The organism is Erysipelothrix larvae (genome assembly GCF_001545095.1).
Taxonomy (GTDB): Bacteria; Bacillota_I; Bacilli_A; order Erysipelotrichales; family Erysipelotrichaceae; genus Erysipelothrix; species Erysipelothrix larvae.
On the sequence record NZ_CP013213.1, the window covers coordinates 1,857,373 to 1,873,390 of the forward strand.

Genomic DNA, 16,018 nt, shown 5'->3' on the forward strand with positions numbered 1-16,018 from the left:
TTTACTACTATTATATATCAAATTTATGACAAATGATGTCATAGTATAAATGTTAATGTAAATATATAAATATACTCATTTCCATTTCCAGGAATGCAAAAATAAATCTTCACTGAAGGGTTAATAGACTTTACTTGGATCTTGCTCAAAACACAATATCCTAGGGTAAAGCAATCTTGGGGTCACCTCATACTTTAAAGAGGTTTGGGAATCCCTAATTTATATATGTTACAATCTCACTATTTCGAATGCTAATTCTACAAAATGTCTATTCTTTTGTTAAGAATCTATAATTGTCTTCATAAGATTCTTTTTTGAAAACCTTGAACTTTTCATTTTTTAATAAATATAATGACGTCCAAACTGTTGGATAGTAATTCAAATATTCCACCATACACCTTTCAGTGGAGTAAAAGAGTATAATAAACAAATACATACAGAAAATAATTGTGCAAAATCTCAATTAAAATGAGCATTGTTTATAGTTATTGCTCAAATTGAGAGAAATTGATTCTCCGTTGTACGAGCACAAGATTACTTTCTCAGCAGTGATAAACACCTTTAGACATTTAATTTTGAAAGTAAACAAAATATTGCCTTTTCCAACTTTCTTACACAACATATATCAAATCTGGAAACAATAGTCTATAATTATCATTAAGAAAACAATTTAAAGATTGGAGATTATTATGGATAGTTTCAAAAAATGTGACTTACACATGCATTCTAGTTCCTGCTACAGTAGAGGCTATGACAAAACCAGTTTTATCAATAAATTGAAGAATGAACCACTTTTAGATGTTATTTCAATCACAGATCATAATGTAGTAGATGTATCGTTGTATAAAGAACTTAAGAAAGAAATCCCAGAGTTATATTTGATAGGTGGCGTAGAACTTAATATAGCAATAGATGAAGAAATAGTTAACAAACATAGTTTGTATGTACAGAATAATTATTTTCATGGAATAGTTTGGTTTTCATATGCAGATATAGATATATTTTGGGTTCAACTAAAAAAACTTCTAGAATCTAAAAATATTGAAGTTGATGAAGCAGATATAAAAACAACCTCAAAGAGGACTGAAGGGATTTACTTCGAACTGAGTTCCATTCAAAATATATTCAAGAATATTGACTATTACTTGGTTTTTCATGAATGTAAAAGTGATAGAAATTTATCAGATTATTTACCTAATACAAAAGATGGGGAAGCCTATGATCCAAACATAAAATATAAACATAATTTATTTTACTATAATAATAAGTATGCTATTGAAGGTGGGAAGAAAACAAGAGTGATTAGCAATTATTTTGAAAATCAATTAAATACACTTTTGGCGAGATTTTTCTTTTCTGATGCTATAGAATTGAAAGATATCGGAACTAAATTCTCTTGGATTAATTTTGATGGCGAATTTGAATCACTTGTTCTTCCTTTATCAGATCCCGAAAGTAGAATTTTCACTTCTTATGATAAGAGTGTTAATCCTCAGTCAAATCGAGAGAATTATTTAGAGGAAATCAAAATTACCATGAAAAATTCTAAAGACAAAACATCAAAGGAAACTATTCTGACATTTTCCCCATCACTTAACGGGATTATTGGATCAAGAGGATCGGGGAAATCACTATTAGGTAGTGTCCTTGGCAACAAAAATGTGGATAATTACAATAACTATGTAGATCATTCTTCAACATTATATAAAGTAAAAGGAAAAAAATATCAGAATAACTCCCCTAAATCTAAGTACTTGTCTCAAAATAGTTTATTGAATATATATAACGATGGAGACGTTAAGGAAATCGATTTCATTAAAGAATTGTGCAGCCAAATGGAGGATGATATCTCTAAACAAACTGCTAGTTTTATTGCTAAATCTAAGAAAATGCTTTTAAAAGAAAAAAATCTAATAGATACTATGGACATTAGCAAAATATTTAATTTGGATGATATTTCCTTTCTAGAGAAAAGTGTAAATGATGAATTTATGATACCCACACTAAAAAGAGATGATTTCGAAGACAACAAAGAACGAATACGCAAATTTTCTGAGAATAATGTAACACTTATCTCAAATCTTATGAGCACTTTGATAAATGTGAAAAAAATAGAACATCCGAAAATTAAATACGTAGAAATGAATGAATTTGATGATATTGTTGATGATTTTAAGGCAACGTTCGCTGATATGGCAACACAGTTAATTGATTATGTCGAAGAAACCAACACAAAAATTAGTGAATTAAGTTTAGAGAACATTCATGTCAGAGAAAAACTAATTGAGGAGTTAATATCAAAAATAGAATTTGGGAATAAAAAAAGTGATTCAGAGGCTCAGGATTTTGTTACATCAAGAAGCAATGCTATAAATCAGTTAAATAAAATTACCAGTTTTAGGACATTTATTCAAGAATCATACGACTACATTGAAAATTTAACAGAGGAGTTGAAAAATGAGAAAAGTAGTGGTGAAATAACCGTAAACACAACTGATAAATTGATTATTTCAACTTCAATTGAAGATAGCAATAGTTATTGTGATACTATTTCAACTCAATTAAAAATCCAAAACAGCGAGAAATATAATGAATACATGGTAAAAATTCTGCTTTCATATAATGAAATTGATAAGCTCAGGGCACATTTTAATGGAAATAAATATAAACCAACTAGTCTTAAATCTTCTTCACAGTACTTGAATAAGTATTTTTCCAATGTCGAGCAAAGTATTAATTCGGTAAATGAATTTATTTTTAAATTGTACTTTAATGGAAAAGAGTTAAATAATTATTCTCCTGGGAAGAAATCTGAAATTTTACTAGATATATTCTTGGATAAAGCTATATTGAGCCAGGAATATTTATATATTATACTGGATCAACCTGAAGATAATATGGACACAAAAACAATTACTGATAAACTAATAAATAGAATAAGACAGTTAAAATTAGATATACAGCTCTTTGTGATAAGTCACTCAGCTGCAGTCATTATCAATGGTGATTCTGATAACCTTATATTTGCATCTGAAAATGATAATACTCTATCTTACAGTTCTGGAAGAATTATTGATGCATCAATGAAAAAGAGTATTGTAGATACATTAGATGGTGGAGAAAAAAATCTAAAAATGCGTTTAACTAAGTATGATTTCAAACTAAAGGAGACAGTTAATGATTAGAATAAATGAAGATGAAAAAGTAATTATTAGTTATGATAGTAAAGATTATTGCTTGAAAGATAAGGAACAATATAAACAATTCGTTATTAAGCTAACTGATCCAATTACAGATTTTCACAAAGATAACCTAGAAATAGACGAAAGTGTCCAAGACCCTAGATTAAAAAGTATTTGTGAAAAGTACAAGCAATTTTTTTCAGCTTATTTGGATGATAAAAATAATATTATTCAGAAAGCGAAATCCGAATTTTCCAAATTTAAGGAAGAGAATGAGCAAACAAAATAGATTTTTGAATAATTAATGATTTGATACAAAATTTTTGATCACCTAGAGAGCGGTGGTAAAAACATATTAGGCAAAATAACCCTGTTTGTTGATTTTGTACCACTCAATATCTGTCAGCATCAAGGTGAAATAATGGAACACAAAGCAGATAAACATACCAAAATAAAAGGTATTTGATTATTTTTGATTAATTGACAGATACATTTGTTACTAGAAATATTATAGTTCTCTACAAAACATTCTCAAAAATATCATGATTACAAAACTTGTTATATGATATAAAGTCATTCTTTAATGAGTTTTAAATAAATATTTTTACTTCACGGCAAAATTTTTTTTCGATTTGTACACTAAAATCCCAACCCTTGTGCTTAAGAGTTGGGACTTTATGCATAATAATCACTAGAAGTATTGATTGTTCAATATAGAATCTTCGTCTGGTCTTGAGATATCATCGAGTCGGTCTGAGAAGAAACAGTAAAGTAGAAATTCTGCTTCAAGTCGTGTGAGCCCAGTTTTGACTAATCGTCTGATGAGTTCTTCTTCTGGTGACTTATCAAAAAAATCGAGATTTGACAAATCCATACAGCACCTCCTTTTCTATAATAACAATTCGTTTAAAACCTAATCTTATTTTAGGAAGTGCAGTATCAGTTGTATTTACACCTTTATTTTATCATTAATTTGTTAGGGTGTTCAACTGATAAATTAACGCTTTACCGATTATCGATAAAGCGTTAGGTAGTCTTTGCGTACACATACGTGCAAGGAGTTTAATCTTCCAGCAAATTCTCCGTCTTTGTTCCACGAGTATTCTCGTTTGGATTCAAAGCGAATATCTTTTCCTTTTGTTTGAATAAACAGTTCGTTGTCATATTGCTTCATGACAAGCGATAACAATAGATTTCTGAAGTCCTTGTGTTTCTTGGGTTTTCGAATTAACATCAACTCAAATTCACCATCATTAAAGGATACTTCAGGAAGTTGAATCACGGTTCCTAATGAGTTTGAATTTGAAATACCACCAAATACAAACTGACCTTCATACACTTCATCATCACAGGTTACTTTCATATCATAGGTTCTAATCTTAAGAAAATAGAATGTGAATATCCCATACAACCAATATGCAATGTGTCCAAAGATATTCTTGAGTTGTTGTGGGGTTTTATAGGTAATATGCGTGAAATTACCAAAGGTCATTGAGTAAATAAATGAATGGTTATCATTATAGGCCCCAATATCAATTTTAAGCGGTTCTTGCGTGTTATTTGCAAGATTATGAAGACTGTCCTTAGTAATGCCTAAAGCAAGCGCAAATTCGTTTGTAGAGCCTTTTGGGTAAATGCACATCGATGCTTTGATGTCGTAATGAATCATAGCATCAATAGTTTGTGAGATGGTACCATCACCACCTGCAACTAAAATAACATCATATGTATCCCGATGATTCTTCAAATATTTCTCAACACTTTTCTCATTTTTTGTCTTTAATAAGTCATACGTCTTGTTTGCATCGTCAAGGGTACTTTGAATCAAATCAAGGTCACCACTGTTTTTACCTGATACTGGATTGAAAATGACGAGCAAGTTTTTATTAACCATGGGTTATTTCCTTAAGAAATTGTTTTCGTAGTAAATGGATTTTAGGGCAAGCTCAGCATCAAGTGTATCATATCCTAATGTCTCTAAAAGTGTCTTTTGGTTAGAGAATAAGTTTGTGCCCAATCCAAGTTTGTCGCCTTCAATTTCTGCACCTAGTGCAGCAAGTGTTGTTGGGAATAAATCGGTTGCCATAAAGTCACGATTAACAGTCGCGCGCTCATCTACCGCTGTGTTTATATTCATGAAGGTATTATAAAGTGTGTACTCACTATTTACGGATTGCATTAAGAAATTATTGTTCATGGTATTGTGATCACCAACAATGATGACTGTAGTGTTCTCATAGAAATCTTGTGCTTGAATCCAGTTAATAAACTCAATCACTTGAAGATCTGAACACTCATATGCATTCGCATAATCTGTATTGTAAGAAGCAGGACATGAGCCATCTGTATATCCGTCCGTATAGTGTGAATCTACGGTTAACATTGAAAAGTTAAACGGTTCATCGTTTGCGGAAATCTCTAGAAGTTGTTTCTTCGCAAACTCAAACAGCTTGCTGTCTTCCATACCCCAAAACACATGATAGTCCTCAGGGATAAAACCAATTTCTTTCAGATATTTCGTATCATATATTGTGTAGTTACCATGGGTTTCAAAGTAAGTCTGGCGACCACCAAAGTTTCCATCTGAGCCCATGAGGAAATAGTTTGAATACCCATTGTCTTCTAGGATTTCTCCAAGTGTTGTGATACCAGGTAAAAACACACCATTTTTACCATACTGATTATTTCCAATCGGAATTTGTAGAGGCACCCCTGACGTTTGTCCTACAAGGCTTGCGACAGTCCAAGAGAGTCCACGTGCTTGAACATGTCCCCCTAATGTTTCACTGTTAGAAAAGTTTAAATTATCAAGTGAGAGTTGTTCTAAGTTAGGAATTAAATTCACAGTGCTTCCATCGATATTAATGTCTGTAAAGTTGTTGTTCATTGATTCTAAAACAATATAGATTAAGTTTTGTTTCTCTTGTGGGAATGTAATCTCCACTGTATTTGGATCCACATAATACGTCTCATATAATGACCCTGGATTCATGCGTTCAATAACAAACCCTGATATATCCAATTTGCCATTGATGAATAATGCTAAAGAAAGAACAATACACACCCCACTAAAGACCGTGTTTTTAAAACTTCTTTGAAATGTTATGGTTGGATTGAATTGCTTTTTAAATAACCGAACATGAAACTCATAATTGTATTGACGAACAACACTAAATAAGTAAGCAACCACCACAAAAAACGAGAGATATGGAAGTGCAAAGATTAGAAAGTCAAACACGATATCGATGTTTGCACCATCCCCTTCGCTAAGCATAACAAAAAGAATCTGTTCAAAATCCATTTGCCCAAATTGATCTTGTAAGAACACCGGTGTTGCAAATAAACACGCTACAAGAATCCATAACCCTATTTTTATCCCTTTTGAAAACTTATGCATTTATACTTTCCTCGATACGTTTACATCAACTTCTAGATGTTTTTTTAGCAAGTGTTTCATATTTGGTATGATCCATGCCAATGGACATGCAAGCATGAGATACTTTAAAGTAAAGGATACATTAAAATGCGCAACTCTAAAGTAGTAGTAACGATACACTGCAAATAGATAGAAAATAATATATATCACTGCATTTATGAGAATGACATATAACACATACATTGTAACAATCTCAAATAAATCTTTTGACTTTGATCCCCCAATATTCTTATCGAAGCGGAGTGCTAATACCGCTGGAAAGAAATAACAGACAAATTGAATCATGGGTCCTCCTACATTACTTATTCATATAAACTTAATTTATGCTTATAAATTATACACAATTTTGATTTTATGTTCAAACTTTGTTAAAATTCACATTTTTCTATCACATTTTACCCGGGAAATGATATATTTCTATTCACACCGAGTATAAAATAAGTCATATTTTTTTAAACAACATAAAAAAGACACAGAGTATTTTACCTGTGTCTTTTTTAGCGTAAATTAGATTGCTTGATTCACAATCGTACTCACTCTTTCATAGAAAATTGGTTTCTTGTTTGCAAGTGCGTAAATATAATCAATCAATAAAGCAAAGCCTAAGAACAATAAGATGATCATCGCAGTCATAATTCCTTCAAGATTATCTGTAGTAATGTGGCGAATTGCGATAAGCTGTGCTGCACATCCATACATAATGAAGATAATGGATGCAATAAAGACATAGCGCACACACAATCTCCAAAACTTCAAATGATCTTCTTTAAGTGATGTCAGTCGAATCCGTACCAAACGTTTTCCAAGGGTGAACCCATTGGTGATCCATGGCATCCATGTAAAGTATAATACGCCAATCCCCATTGGAATCCCAAATAAGATTGGCCGTTGGATAAAGAGTTTGATGAGTTCTTTGGGTTGAGTCATATATTTCATAAACTCAGGAGTATCAAAAGTGAAATACACCACAACAAAGGCAATCAGTGCACATAAGCCCACATCAATCGCCAGTGCTACCAAACGACGTCCAACGGTAACATACTGGGCACGACTGTATTGATCTTCATCCATTTTATCACGTGTTGGAAAGAGCGCTACGATAATTGGTGTAATTAGATACCCGATTACACCACCCAAGGTGTTTAAAAACAAGTCATCCACATCAAAGAGTCGATAGGGTCTTGGATAAAAACCAAAGAGGGCAGATAATTGAATCAACTCAAAGCACAATGAGAGTGCAAAGGTTAAGATCATGGTCACAAAAAAGTTTTGCTTAAAATAGTAATTCAGATATACGCCAAAGGGTACTGTTAATAATACATTAAAGAATACTTGTTGGAATTCTTTTGTTTGAATAAATGTAATCCATGCATCAAACCCTTGTGTTCTGAGTCCTTGATTTCTAAACTCATTTAAGAAGTTAAAAAAATCAAGTTGCATTTCGGGTCCTGTCATTTGCGCAACTGAAGCACGCGTTGGCAGAGGCAACACAACGGTAAACAATGCAGTCATTAAATAAAATACCATCGAATAAATCGTAATTGAACGCCACCAATGTGCCGCACCATATTTTAAGTATTGATATACTAAGAATGGTATTGTGAGTAATAGTGCTAAAAACGGAAAGACAAATATCGATGTCTTAATCGCAAAATTAAAATCCCAAGTCATTAAGTCACCCCTTTAAGTTAACGATAAAGGGTAAGATACTTCTTATGGACTGTGACGTTGAGTGAATCCAGTTTTCCTGCAAACTCACCGTCTTTATTCCAAGAATGCGTTCTTTTAGAGTCAAAGCTGATTGCTTTCCCTTTATCCAATATAAACATGTCGTTATCATAATTTTTAAGTACAAGTGATTTAAGAATATGCCTAAAGTCTTTGTGCTTCTTTGGTTTACGAATCAACATCAGTTCAAACACACCATCATTAAATGACACTTCAGGAAGCTGAAGGATGGTTCCAACTGAATTTGAATTTGAGATACCACCAAATACAAACTGACCTTCATAGACACGATCATCACACCGCACAGTCATTTCATAGGTTCTCAATTTAAGAAAATAGAATGAAAAAAAACCATAGAGCCAATACGCTAAATGACCAAACACATTTTTAAGTTGTTGGGGTGTTTGATAGGTTACATGGGTAAAGTTTCCAAAGGTCATGGAATAAATAAAGGATCGATTCCCATTATAGGTTCCAATATCAATCTTTAATGTTTCATGTGTTTTATTCACAATATTTTTAAGACTCTCTTTGGTAATTCCTAAAGCCATCGCAAACTCATTGGTGGATCCTTTAGGGTAAATACACATCGTACTGGCGATATCATAATACATCATTGCATCAATTGTCTGCGAGATGGTGCCATCACCACCTGCGACTATTATCATATCATATTTATCTTTTTTTAACCTTAAGTACTGGTCAATTGAAGTCTCATTTTTAGTCTTCAATACATCATAGTGAACCAATCCTTGATTCAATATACATTCAATCGCATCCAGGTCATCTGAGTTTTTCCCCGATACCGGATTATAAATAAGCAGGGTTCTATTATTCATCATCGGTTAACCTCAAAAAGTTTCTTTCATAAAATAAAGACTTCTTCGCAAGCTCAACGCTTAAATTATCAAAACCTAACATTTCAGGCAATGTTTCTTCATGCGCGAACAGGTTTGTTCCCAACCCTAATCGATTTCCTTCAATCTCAACACCCAGCGTAGCCAAGGTTGTTGGGAATAAATCCATCACCGTGAAATCTCGATAGGTAAACTCACTCTCATCAACATCAACATTCACATTCATAAAGGCATTATATGTTGTAAAGACTTTATTCACCGATTCAATCAGAAAGCTGTTGTTCATGCTGTGATGATCACCCACTAAGATGACCGTAGTATTCTCATAAAAGCTTTGATCTTCAATCCACCCTAGAAACTCATCCAAAAGCTTATCAGAACATACGATCGCATTGGCATAGTCAATTGAAAAAGGTGTCTCACACGATGCATCCGTATACCCATCCATAAAATGGGTATCCACCGTCAACAAAGATACATTAAAGGGTTCATTAAACCCTGAAACTTCAAGCAGTAATTCCTTCGCATAGTCGAATAACTTACGATCTTCAATACCCCAAAACACATGATAATCCTCAGGTACATAACCAATTTCTTTTAAATATTTCGTATCTAATATTGTATAGTTGCCATGGGTTTCAAAATATATCTGTCGGCCACCAAAGTTTGCATCCGAACCCATGAGGAAATAGTTTGAATATCCTTGTGCTTCAAGAATTTCTCCCAGTGTTATTAATCCTGGTAAGAAGACACCACTTGTACCATAGGAATTTCCATCAATGGGAACGTGTAACTCCACCCCACCGGTTTGACCCACAAGACTTGCGGAAGTCCATGATAGATTTGCCATTGGTACTGCACCCCCAAATTGCGCACTATTTGAAAAACTCACGTTTTCTTCCGCAATCACTTGAAGATTTGGGATCAAATTTACGATTTCCCCATCCACCACGATCTCACTGAAATTTGTATTCATGGACTCCAAGACAATATAGATCAGGTTTTGTTTTTCTTGTGGAAACCTTATCTCAACACTTTCAGGATCCACATAATACGTTTCATACATCGTTCCTGGGTTTAAGCGATCACTGACATAGCCTGCGACATCAAGATGCGAATCCACAAAGAACACCAACCCAACTATGACACATAGGGATATAATCACAGATTTTAAAAGGGATGGTTCAAAGGTAATCTTAGGATGAAATGTTTTATTAAAGAACTTAATCTTAAAGGAAATTGTATAGCGACTGATGAATTGATACACTAAAACAATCCCTATGAACATGAGCACGTAGGGTATTACAAAGATAAGATACTCATAAACAATATCCACATTTGCACCATCTCCACTGCTCAACAATACAAAAAGAATTTGGTCAATATTCATCTCACCAAACTGTTGTTCAAGAAATATCGGTGCTGCAAATAAACATGTCACAACGATCCCACACACACCTTTAAGCATAAACTTTATCTTCTTCATTCTTACTTCCTTTCAGCCTTTATCCCAAATTGATACATGTTGTGCTACAATGAACCAAACCCTGTGGTATGATCCCTGACACCAACCACCCACACATCAAATACTTAAATGTAAATGAGTCGTTAAACACACATGTTGACAAACAGATAAAACGAGTATTTGGAAGTATAATAAGAAAAGCATGAATCACTCAATTTATCGCAATTTAGTTTCTGAACAGTGTACACGATTTGATCAAGCGGTGTTTTGAGTGACTCACCGCTTCGTTTTAATTCACCACTCATACAACACATTGCACAAACGAAATAACACATAAATTGAATCATAAGCCCCCCCGGATGCCACCTTACATACTTTATACCAATTTATTATGACACAGGTTATGTAAAAAGCATCTATCAATATTGTCTATATCTCTTAATATAAAGAGAATCAATGCGTACCAGTACGCGCTGGTTCCCTTTCTTTAAAGAAATGATTTTCGTAGTAATATGACTTCTTCGCCAGTTCTTCATCCAGCAAATCAGTCCCTAATCGTTCAAGCAACGTCTCTTCTTTACTGAAAAGATTCACACCCAAACCTAACACATCCCCTTCAATGGTTGCACCCAGTGCAGATAATGTTGTAGGGAATAAATCCATCACCGTATAGTCACGGTTTTTAATCCGTGTTTCATCAACCTCACGGTTCACATTTAAAAATGCATTATAGATAGCGTATTGATCACTGGTTGTCCGTTGCATAAAATCATTATTCATTGAATTATGATCCCCAACAAGAATTACCGTCGTATCCTTATAGAAATCTTGGTTTTGAATCCACGTCACAAACTCACGAACCATGCTATCTGAACAAGCAAAGGCATTTGCATAATCTACGGAATACTCCGTCTTACACGATGCATCCGTATAACCATCCATAAAATGAGAGTCCACCGTTAACATGGTAATATTAAACGGTTCATCATTGGATGCAATCTCTAAGATTCTATCTTTCGCATAATCAAACATCTTGGAATCTTCCATACCCCAAAACACATTATAGTCTTCAGGAATGTACCCAATTTCCTTCATATAACTCAAATCATAGATCTCATAATTCCCATGGGTTTCAAAGTATTGACGACGTCCTGCAAAGTCGGCATTCGACCCCATAAAGAAGTAATTCGAATACCCATTACCCTGTAAGATTTCGCCCAGTGTTGTAAGACCGGGTAAATACTCACCATTCATCCCAAATGATGTTGGTTCACTTGTAATTGGAATCTGTAGTGGCACACCACTGGTTTGCCCAACAAGACTTGCGGCCGTCCAAGTTAATCCTCGTGCATGAACATGGCCACCAAACCCATACGATGAAGAGAAGTTAATATTATCATTCGCCAATGTTTCTAGATTTGGAATCAAATTCACAATTTCATCATCAATTTCAATGCTTGTGAAGTTTGTGTTCATGGATTCCAATACAATATAAATCAGGTTTTGTTTTTCCTGTGGAAATTGAATCGAAACATCATTTGGATCCACATAATAGGTTTCATATAGAGACCCAGGATTCAACCGTTCACTGACATATCCCCAAATGTTCAACTTATAGTTTGCAAATGATCCCAACGCCAAGACTGCAGCCAATGCACTTAACACAGCTTTCTTCAGTGTGGGTTTAAAGGTAACTACCTTTTCGATTTTCTTTCCAAACCTCTCAAAGGATAGTTTGGGTTGTTTCTTTGTGAGTGTATATCCAACCCAAAATAAGAGTCCAAAGCCAATGAAATAAGGCAAGCCAAACCAAAGGTAGTCAAAGAACATAGTATAGTTCGCACCATCCCCTTTACTAACCATTACATAGAGGATTTGTTCAAAGTCCATCTCACCTGAGGAATCAATGAGATATAAAGGGAGTACAAACAATCCCACAAGACCGACCCAAAAAACAATATTCGCCCATTTCACAAATCTTTTCACGTTATACACCCCCACTTTAATCATCATTAATAAAACTAATAAAAAGTTCACCTTACTTTTATTATACACCAATTTTTTTCAATTTTAAGGTTATCATCGGTATCAACTTTGTTGATATCTAGGTAATTATGCTCTATTAACATTAACTCTGCAAAAATTAATCACAAAAAAAATATTGTTTTGTTTAATTAGATCAGGTATCTCAAAAGTATTTCGTGCATTGTGGATAAACGATTTGACTTGATGATTGACAGATCCAGATATCAATTAGCTCAACACAAATGGGGCCCCTTTAGTAAAAAGAGACCCCATTTGTGTGTGTATTTGTTATTTTGTAACGAGTCTAAAGTTTGACCATGGTTTGATGCAATCTAGTAATGCATATCCATTGTCTGTCAAGTGACCTACAACATTAACCTGTCCCTTGTTTTTCATTTCTTTTAAGACAATTTGAAGTTCCCCTTTGTATTGACCAAAGGCGTTGTTTCCAATAATGATATCGCCTCGTTTTAAGACATCATGTGTATTCACGGGTTGAATTGGTATTTCTTTGTATGTAATCCGTGGCATGCTTGAGCGAATCATATACCCATTGTAATCCCCACGGTAACTATGAACCACTTCATTCACAATCGTTTTTTCGATAGCTGAGATGTTATCTTCAAGCACACATTCGATTTCAGGATACTGTGCGAAGTATGCTTTTGACATCTTTTCAAGTTCTTCATCACTGGCAAATGCATCACCAATGATGATGTCATCCATTGACCCTTCCATAACAAAGTAACTTGTTTGGGCTTCAATGGATAGATCTCGGTGCATTTCTAAGGTACACAGTCTATCTTGCATCGGCCATGGACCCAATTGACCTGTTTGTGTAGTAACAAAAGCAGCAGTTCTTAAGTTATGCTTTGTGAAACTTTCAGTTGTTTTCTTAAAGAATGCTTCATCCAATCCTGAATAACGCATTGGGTAAAAGTTGTGACATGCAATCAGGTTTTCTTTCTTTGGATTAAATTGCATAATTACATCCACATTGGAGATTCCCATACTCATATTCAACTCAATCTTAAGCCCATAAGGGTTTCGTGTCATGATTGCTTCTTCACGGCCTGTAAACCCCATGTCTAAGCGTAAGCCATAAGCACCTAAGTCATGAAAGAACGACAAATCATCATGAGAGATTCCCAGTTGATTAAAAATCATTGGATTAATATCAACAATAACTTGCATTCCTTTTGAACTTGCATATTCAACAATTGCTTTGAAATTCGCTAAAACCTGTTCTTGATCACCCGTTAACTCTAATAAACTTGTGAAAACGCGTCCAAACCCTAACGATACAGACGTATCTATATATCGTTTATTTTCTTCAAATGAACTCTTTTCTGGATAAATTGATATACCTAACATAATGTGCCTCCTTTAAGCACTTTCATTGTACATCATCTGCGTCATTATTGCGATATCGGTGGTGTCTAAATAATTTTCTTATGCTTAAATTATTAGTAAATTGTTCACATGTATAAAAAAATTGTTCGTGAAAAAACAAACAGACACACCAAAGCATAACCTTTGTAACAGATATGTTTTATAGTTTATAGTTTCAGTGTAAAACAAGGAGGGTTACTATGTTATTCATACAAGAGATTATTAAAGATGTGCTCGTGATAGTTGTGTCTGGTTTTTTAACACTTACTGGTGCGAGTAATGCCACTTCAATATCTGACCCATCCATCATTCTTGACGAAACCCACAACAAGAAGAGTGCTATTTATGACCCTGTAAGTGAAGCTTATGACGTACCGCTTGAAACAGTACTTGAAGAAGCTCAAGAAGCATTGGATGAAGAAAGAGCACTTGAACAAGAAAGATTAAGACTTGAGCAAGAGGCTCAAGCAGCGCTTGAACAAGAAGCAATCGCATTAAAAAAAGCTCAAGAAGCACAAGCGGAAGTTGTGGTTAAAACGACACCAAAACAAGAAACTGTTTCCGCTTCAACGCAACCTGAAACACCTGCCCCACAAGCACAAGAACCGGCTGTTCAAGCCCCTAAACAGTCATTAAGTCAATACGTATCCCTTAATGGAACCCAATACCCATTTAAGGAACTTGCTCTTAATACACAGGTAGCACAAAACTTCATTGACACCAATCCTGGATCCTATGGTCTTTGGCAAGATGTAACGTACGCTACAACCTTTGACATTCTATTTGCACACTATTATGCTGCAGGTAAATTAGTATATGATGCAAATGTCGGCAACACCATTACCCTTAAGTTTGAAAATGGTGAAACACGAAACTATCGTGTTGTTGCGAAAACAATCCAATCGGTTAACGCATACTATGATTCCAACTCATCACTGTGGGATGCAGTCGGAACTGATTTTGATTTGATGATTAAAACCTGTTATGACGTCGGTGTTACGGATATTATCATCACACTGGTTCAAGTATAACATACCTTTTAACCATGTTTACTTAGAAGAGCTCCAACAGCTCTGACATACTTGAAATAATGCAATGTGGTTTGATTTGGACTTCCCTGGGAAGTCCTTTTTGATGCCCATCAAAGTATATTGCCTTCATACCATAACAAATGGGTGCTTTTACTTCCCAACTATAATTATCGCCCACCATGCATGCTTCTTTGAGTGTTACACCCAGTTCGTCAGATACTGTTTCAAAGACCCTTCGATCGGGTTTAAAATATCCTCGATCACCTGATATCCATAACACATCAAAATAGGGATCAAGATTAAAATGTTGAATCTTCTCCATCTGAACCTCACCCCCACCATTGGTAATGAGTGCGAGCTTATACCCTCTTTGTTTTAACGCACCCAGTGTCTTGTGGACATATGGATACAATGAAATCATTTCGTTACGATTGATTGGAAACTGAGTCAGCATAAATTCAAGAACTGCTTCTTTCTTTTCAAACTCAAGATTCTTAAGTGCAGCGAATAGTATTTGTCGCCTAAGTTCATACACACTGCCTGTAAAATCAGCAATACGAGCAGGATTGTTTAAGTATGCAGCGTGTTCATGAATCACTTCATCAAGAATCACAGCTTTGGGTAGATCCAGTTCTGGAAAAGCGATTAGAAGTTGTTGGCACGTCACTTCCCATGCTTGTGCTGATGTTCCCCCTATATTAATGAGTGTATCATCGAGGTCAAAGTAAATTGCCTTAATATTATCAAACATATCTTGTTACCTCTCTTTTATCTATTATACCAAACATCAAAAGAGCCCAGCCATAATCCTTTTAGATTTCTAGTCCCCGTGTCTTAAATGATACGACCTCCATCATAGTAGATCAGCACTTATGATAAAAGAGCCTATTTCTAAGCTCTTA

General features: G+C 34.5%; 13 protein-coding genes. 3 read left to right on the plus strand and 10 right to left on the minus strand.

The genetic code is table 11. The features are described from left to right. Positions 1-689: 689 nt before the first annotated feature. Positions 690-3,185, plus strand: coding sequence for a PHP domain-containing protein (locus tag AOC36_RS08530; RefSeq protein WP_067633346.1), 2,496 nt, complete (start codon positions 690-692; stop codon positions 3,183-3,185). Beyond that, positions 3,178-3,471 carry a hypothetical protein gene (locus AOC36_RS08535; protein ID WP_067633348.1) on the plus strand — a complete coding sequence of 98 codons (294 nt, stop codon included), beginning with the start codon at positions 3,178-3,180 and terminating at the stop codon, positions 3,469-3,471. Before AOC36_RS08530 ends, AOC36_RS08535 begins: the two co-directional genes overlap by 8 nt. A gap of 402 nt (positions 3,472-3,873) precedes the next feature. Here the strand turns inward: AOC36_RS08535 and AOC36_RS08540 are convergent, their stop codons facing one another. The 9 genes from AOC36_RS08540 to AOC36_RS08580 all read right to left on the minus strand — a co-directional run bounded on the left by AOC36_RS08540 (position 3,874) and on the right by AOC36_RS08580 (position 14,067). Further along, a complete protein-coding gene (locus tag AOC36_RS08540) occupies positions 3,874-4,056 on the minus strand; it encodes a hypothetical protein (protein WP_067633350.1) in 183 nt (60 codons plus the stop codon). A gap of 138 nt (positions 4,057-4,194) precedes the next feature. Then, a complete protein-coding gene (locus AOC36_RS08545; protein WP_067633352.1) occupies positions 4,195-5,076 on the minus strand; it encodes a diacylglycerol/lipid kinase family protein in 882 nt (293 codons plus the stop codon). Positions 5,077-5,079: 3 nt separating this feature from the next. Next, the gene (locus tag AOC36_RS08550; RefSeq protein ID WP_067633354.1) at positions 5,080-6,579 is read right to left on the minus strand and encodes an LTA synthase family protein; all 1,500 of its coding nucleotides are present in this window, start codon (positions 6,577-6,579) and stop codon (positions 5,080-5,082) included. Continuing rightward, positions 6,580-6,903, minus strand: a complete 324-nt coding sequence (locus tag AOC36_RS08555; RefSeq protein WP_067633356.1) for a hypothetical protein — start codon at positions 6,901-6,903, stop codon at positions 6,580-6,582. Positions 6,904-7,125: 222 nt separating this feature from the next. Continuing rightward, positions 7,126-8,289, minus strand: coding sequence for a VanZ family protein (locus AOC36_RS08560; RefSeq protein ID WP_067633358.1), 1,164 nt, complete (start codon positions 8,287-8,289; stop codon positions 7,126-7,128). Positions 8,290-8,306: 17 nt separating this feature from the next. Further along, the gene (locus tag AOC36_RS08565) at positions 8,307-9,188 is read right to left on the minus strand and encodes a diacylglycerol/lipid kinase family protein (protein ID WP_067633360.1); all 882 of its coding nucleotides are present in this window, start codon (positions 9,186-9,188) and stop codon (positions 8,307-8,309) included. Continuing rightward, the gene (locus AOC36_RS08570; RefSeq protein WP_067633362.1) at positions 9,178-10,689 is read right to left on the minus strand and encodes an LTA synthase family protein; all 1,512 of its coding nucleotides are present in this window, start codon (positions 10,687-10,689) and stop codon (positions 9,178-9,180) included. Before AOC36_RS08570 ends, AOC36_RS08565 begins: the two co-directional genes overlap by 11 nt. A gap of 432 nt (positions 10,690-11,121) precedes the next feature. After that, positions 11,122-12,654: an LTA synthase family protein gene (locus AOC36_RS08575; protein ID WP_157777171.1), complete on the minus strand. Its 1,533-nt coding sequence runs from the start codon at positions 12,652-12,654 to the stop codon at positions 11,122-11,124. Positions 12,655-12,981: 327 nt separating this feature from the next. Next, positions 12,982-14,067, minus strand: coding sequence for a DUF871 domain-containing protein (locus AOC36_RS08580; RefSeq protein ID WP_067633366.1), 1,086 nt, complete (start codon positions 14,065-14,067; stop codon positions 12,982-12,984). A 218-nt stretch (positions 14,068-14,285) separates the two neighbouring features. On the opposite strand from AOC36_RS08580, the gene AOC36_RS08585 reads away from it, so the two are divergent. Continuing rightward, the gene (locus AOC36_RS08585) at positions 14,286-15,116 is read left to right on the plus strand and encodes a hypothetical protein (protein ID WP_067633368.1); all 831 of its coding nucleotides are present in this window, start codon (positions 14,286-14,288) and stop codon (positions 15,114-15,116) included. A gap of 22 nt (positions 15,117-15,138) precedes the next feature. Here AOC36_RS08585 and AOC36_RS08590 read toward each other — a convergent pair whose 3' ends face one another. Then, positions 15,139-15,867 carry an HAD family hydrolase gene (locus AOC36_RS08590; RefSeq protein WP_067633370.1) on the minus strand — a complete coding sequence of 243 codons (729 nt, stop codon included), beginning with the start codon at positions 15,865-15,867 and terminating at the stop codon, positions 15,139-15,141. Positions 15,868-16,018 lie beyond the last annotated feature (151 nt).

Bases quoted from the DNA above. Each gene is read 5' to 3' on its own strand.
- AOC36_RS08545 (WP_067633352.1), bottom strand. From the start codon at position 5,076: ATGGTTAATAAAAACTTGCTCGTCATTTTCAATCCAGTATCAGGTAAA.
- AOC36_RS08565 (WP_067633360.1), bottom strand. From the start codon at position 9,188: ATGATGAATAATAGAACCCTGCTTATTTATAATCCGGTATCGGGGAAA.
- AOC36_RS08585 (WP_067633368.1), top strand. From the start codon at position 14,286: ATGTTATTCATACAAGAGATTATTAAAGATGTGCTCGTGATAGTTGTG.
- AOC36_RS08540 (WP_067633350.1), bottom strand. From the start codon at position 4,056: ATGGATTTGTCAAATCTCGATTTTTTTGATAAGTCACCAGAAGAAGAA.
- AOC36_RS08580 (WP_067633366.1), bottom strand. From the start codon at position 14,067: ATGTTAGGTATATCAATTTATCCAGAAAAGAGTTCATTTGAAGAAAAT.
- AOC36_RS08570 (WP_067633362.1), bottom strand. From the start codon at position 10,689: ATGAAGAAGATAAAGTTTATGCTTAAAGGTGTGTGTGGGATCGTTGTG.
- AOC36_RS08550 (WP_067633354.1), bottom strand. From the start codon at position 6,579: ATGCATAAGTTTTCAAAAGGGATAAAAATAGGGTTATGGATTCTTGTA.
- AOC36_RS08535 (WP_067633348.1), top strand. From the start codon at position 3,178: ATGATTAGAATAAATGAAGATGAAAAAGTAATTATTAGTTATGATAGT.
- AOC36_RS08590 (WP_067633370.1), bottom strand. From the start codon at position 15,867: ATGTTTGATAATATTAAGGCAATTTACTTTGACCTCGATGATACACTC.
- AOC36_RS08555 (WP_067633356.1), bottom strand. From the start codon at position 6,903: ATGATTCAATTTGTCTGTTATTTCTTTCCAGCGGTATTAGCACTCCGC.
- AOC36_RS08530 (WP_067633346.1), top strand. From the start codon at position 690: ATGGATAGTTTCAAAAAATGTGACTTACACATGCATTCTAGTTCCTGC.
- AOC36_RS08560 (WP_067633358.1), bottom strand. From the start codon at position 8,289: ATGACTTGGGATTTTAATTTTGCGATTAAGACATCGATATTTGTCTTT.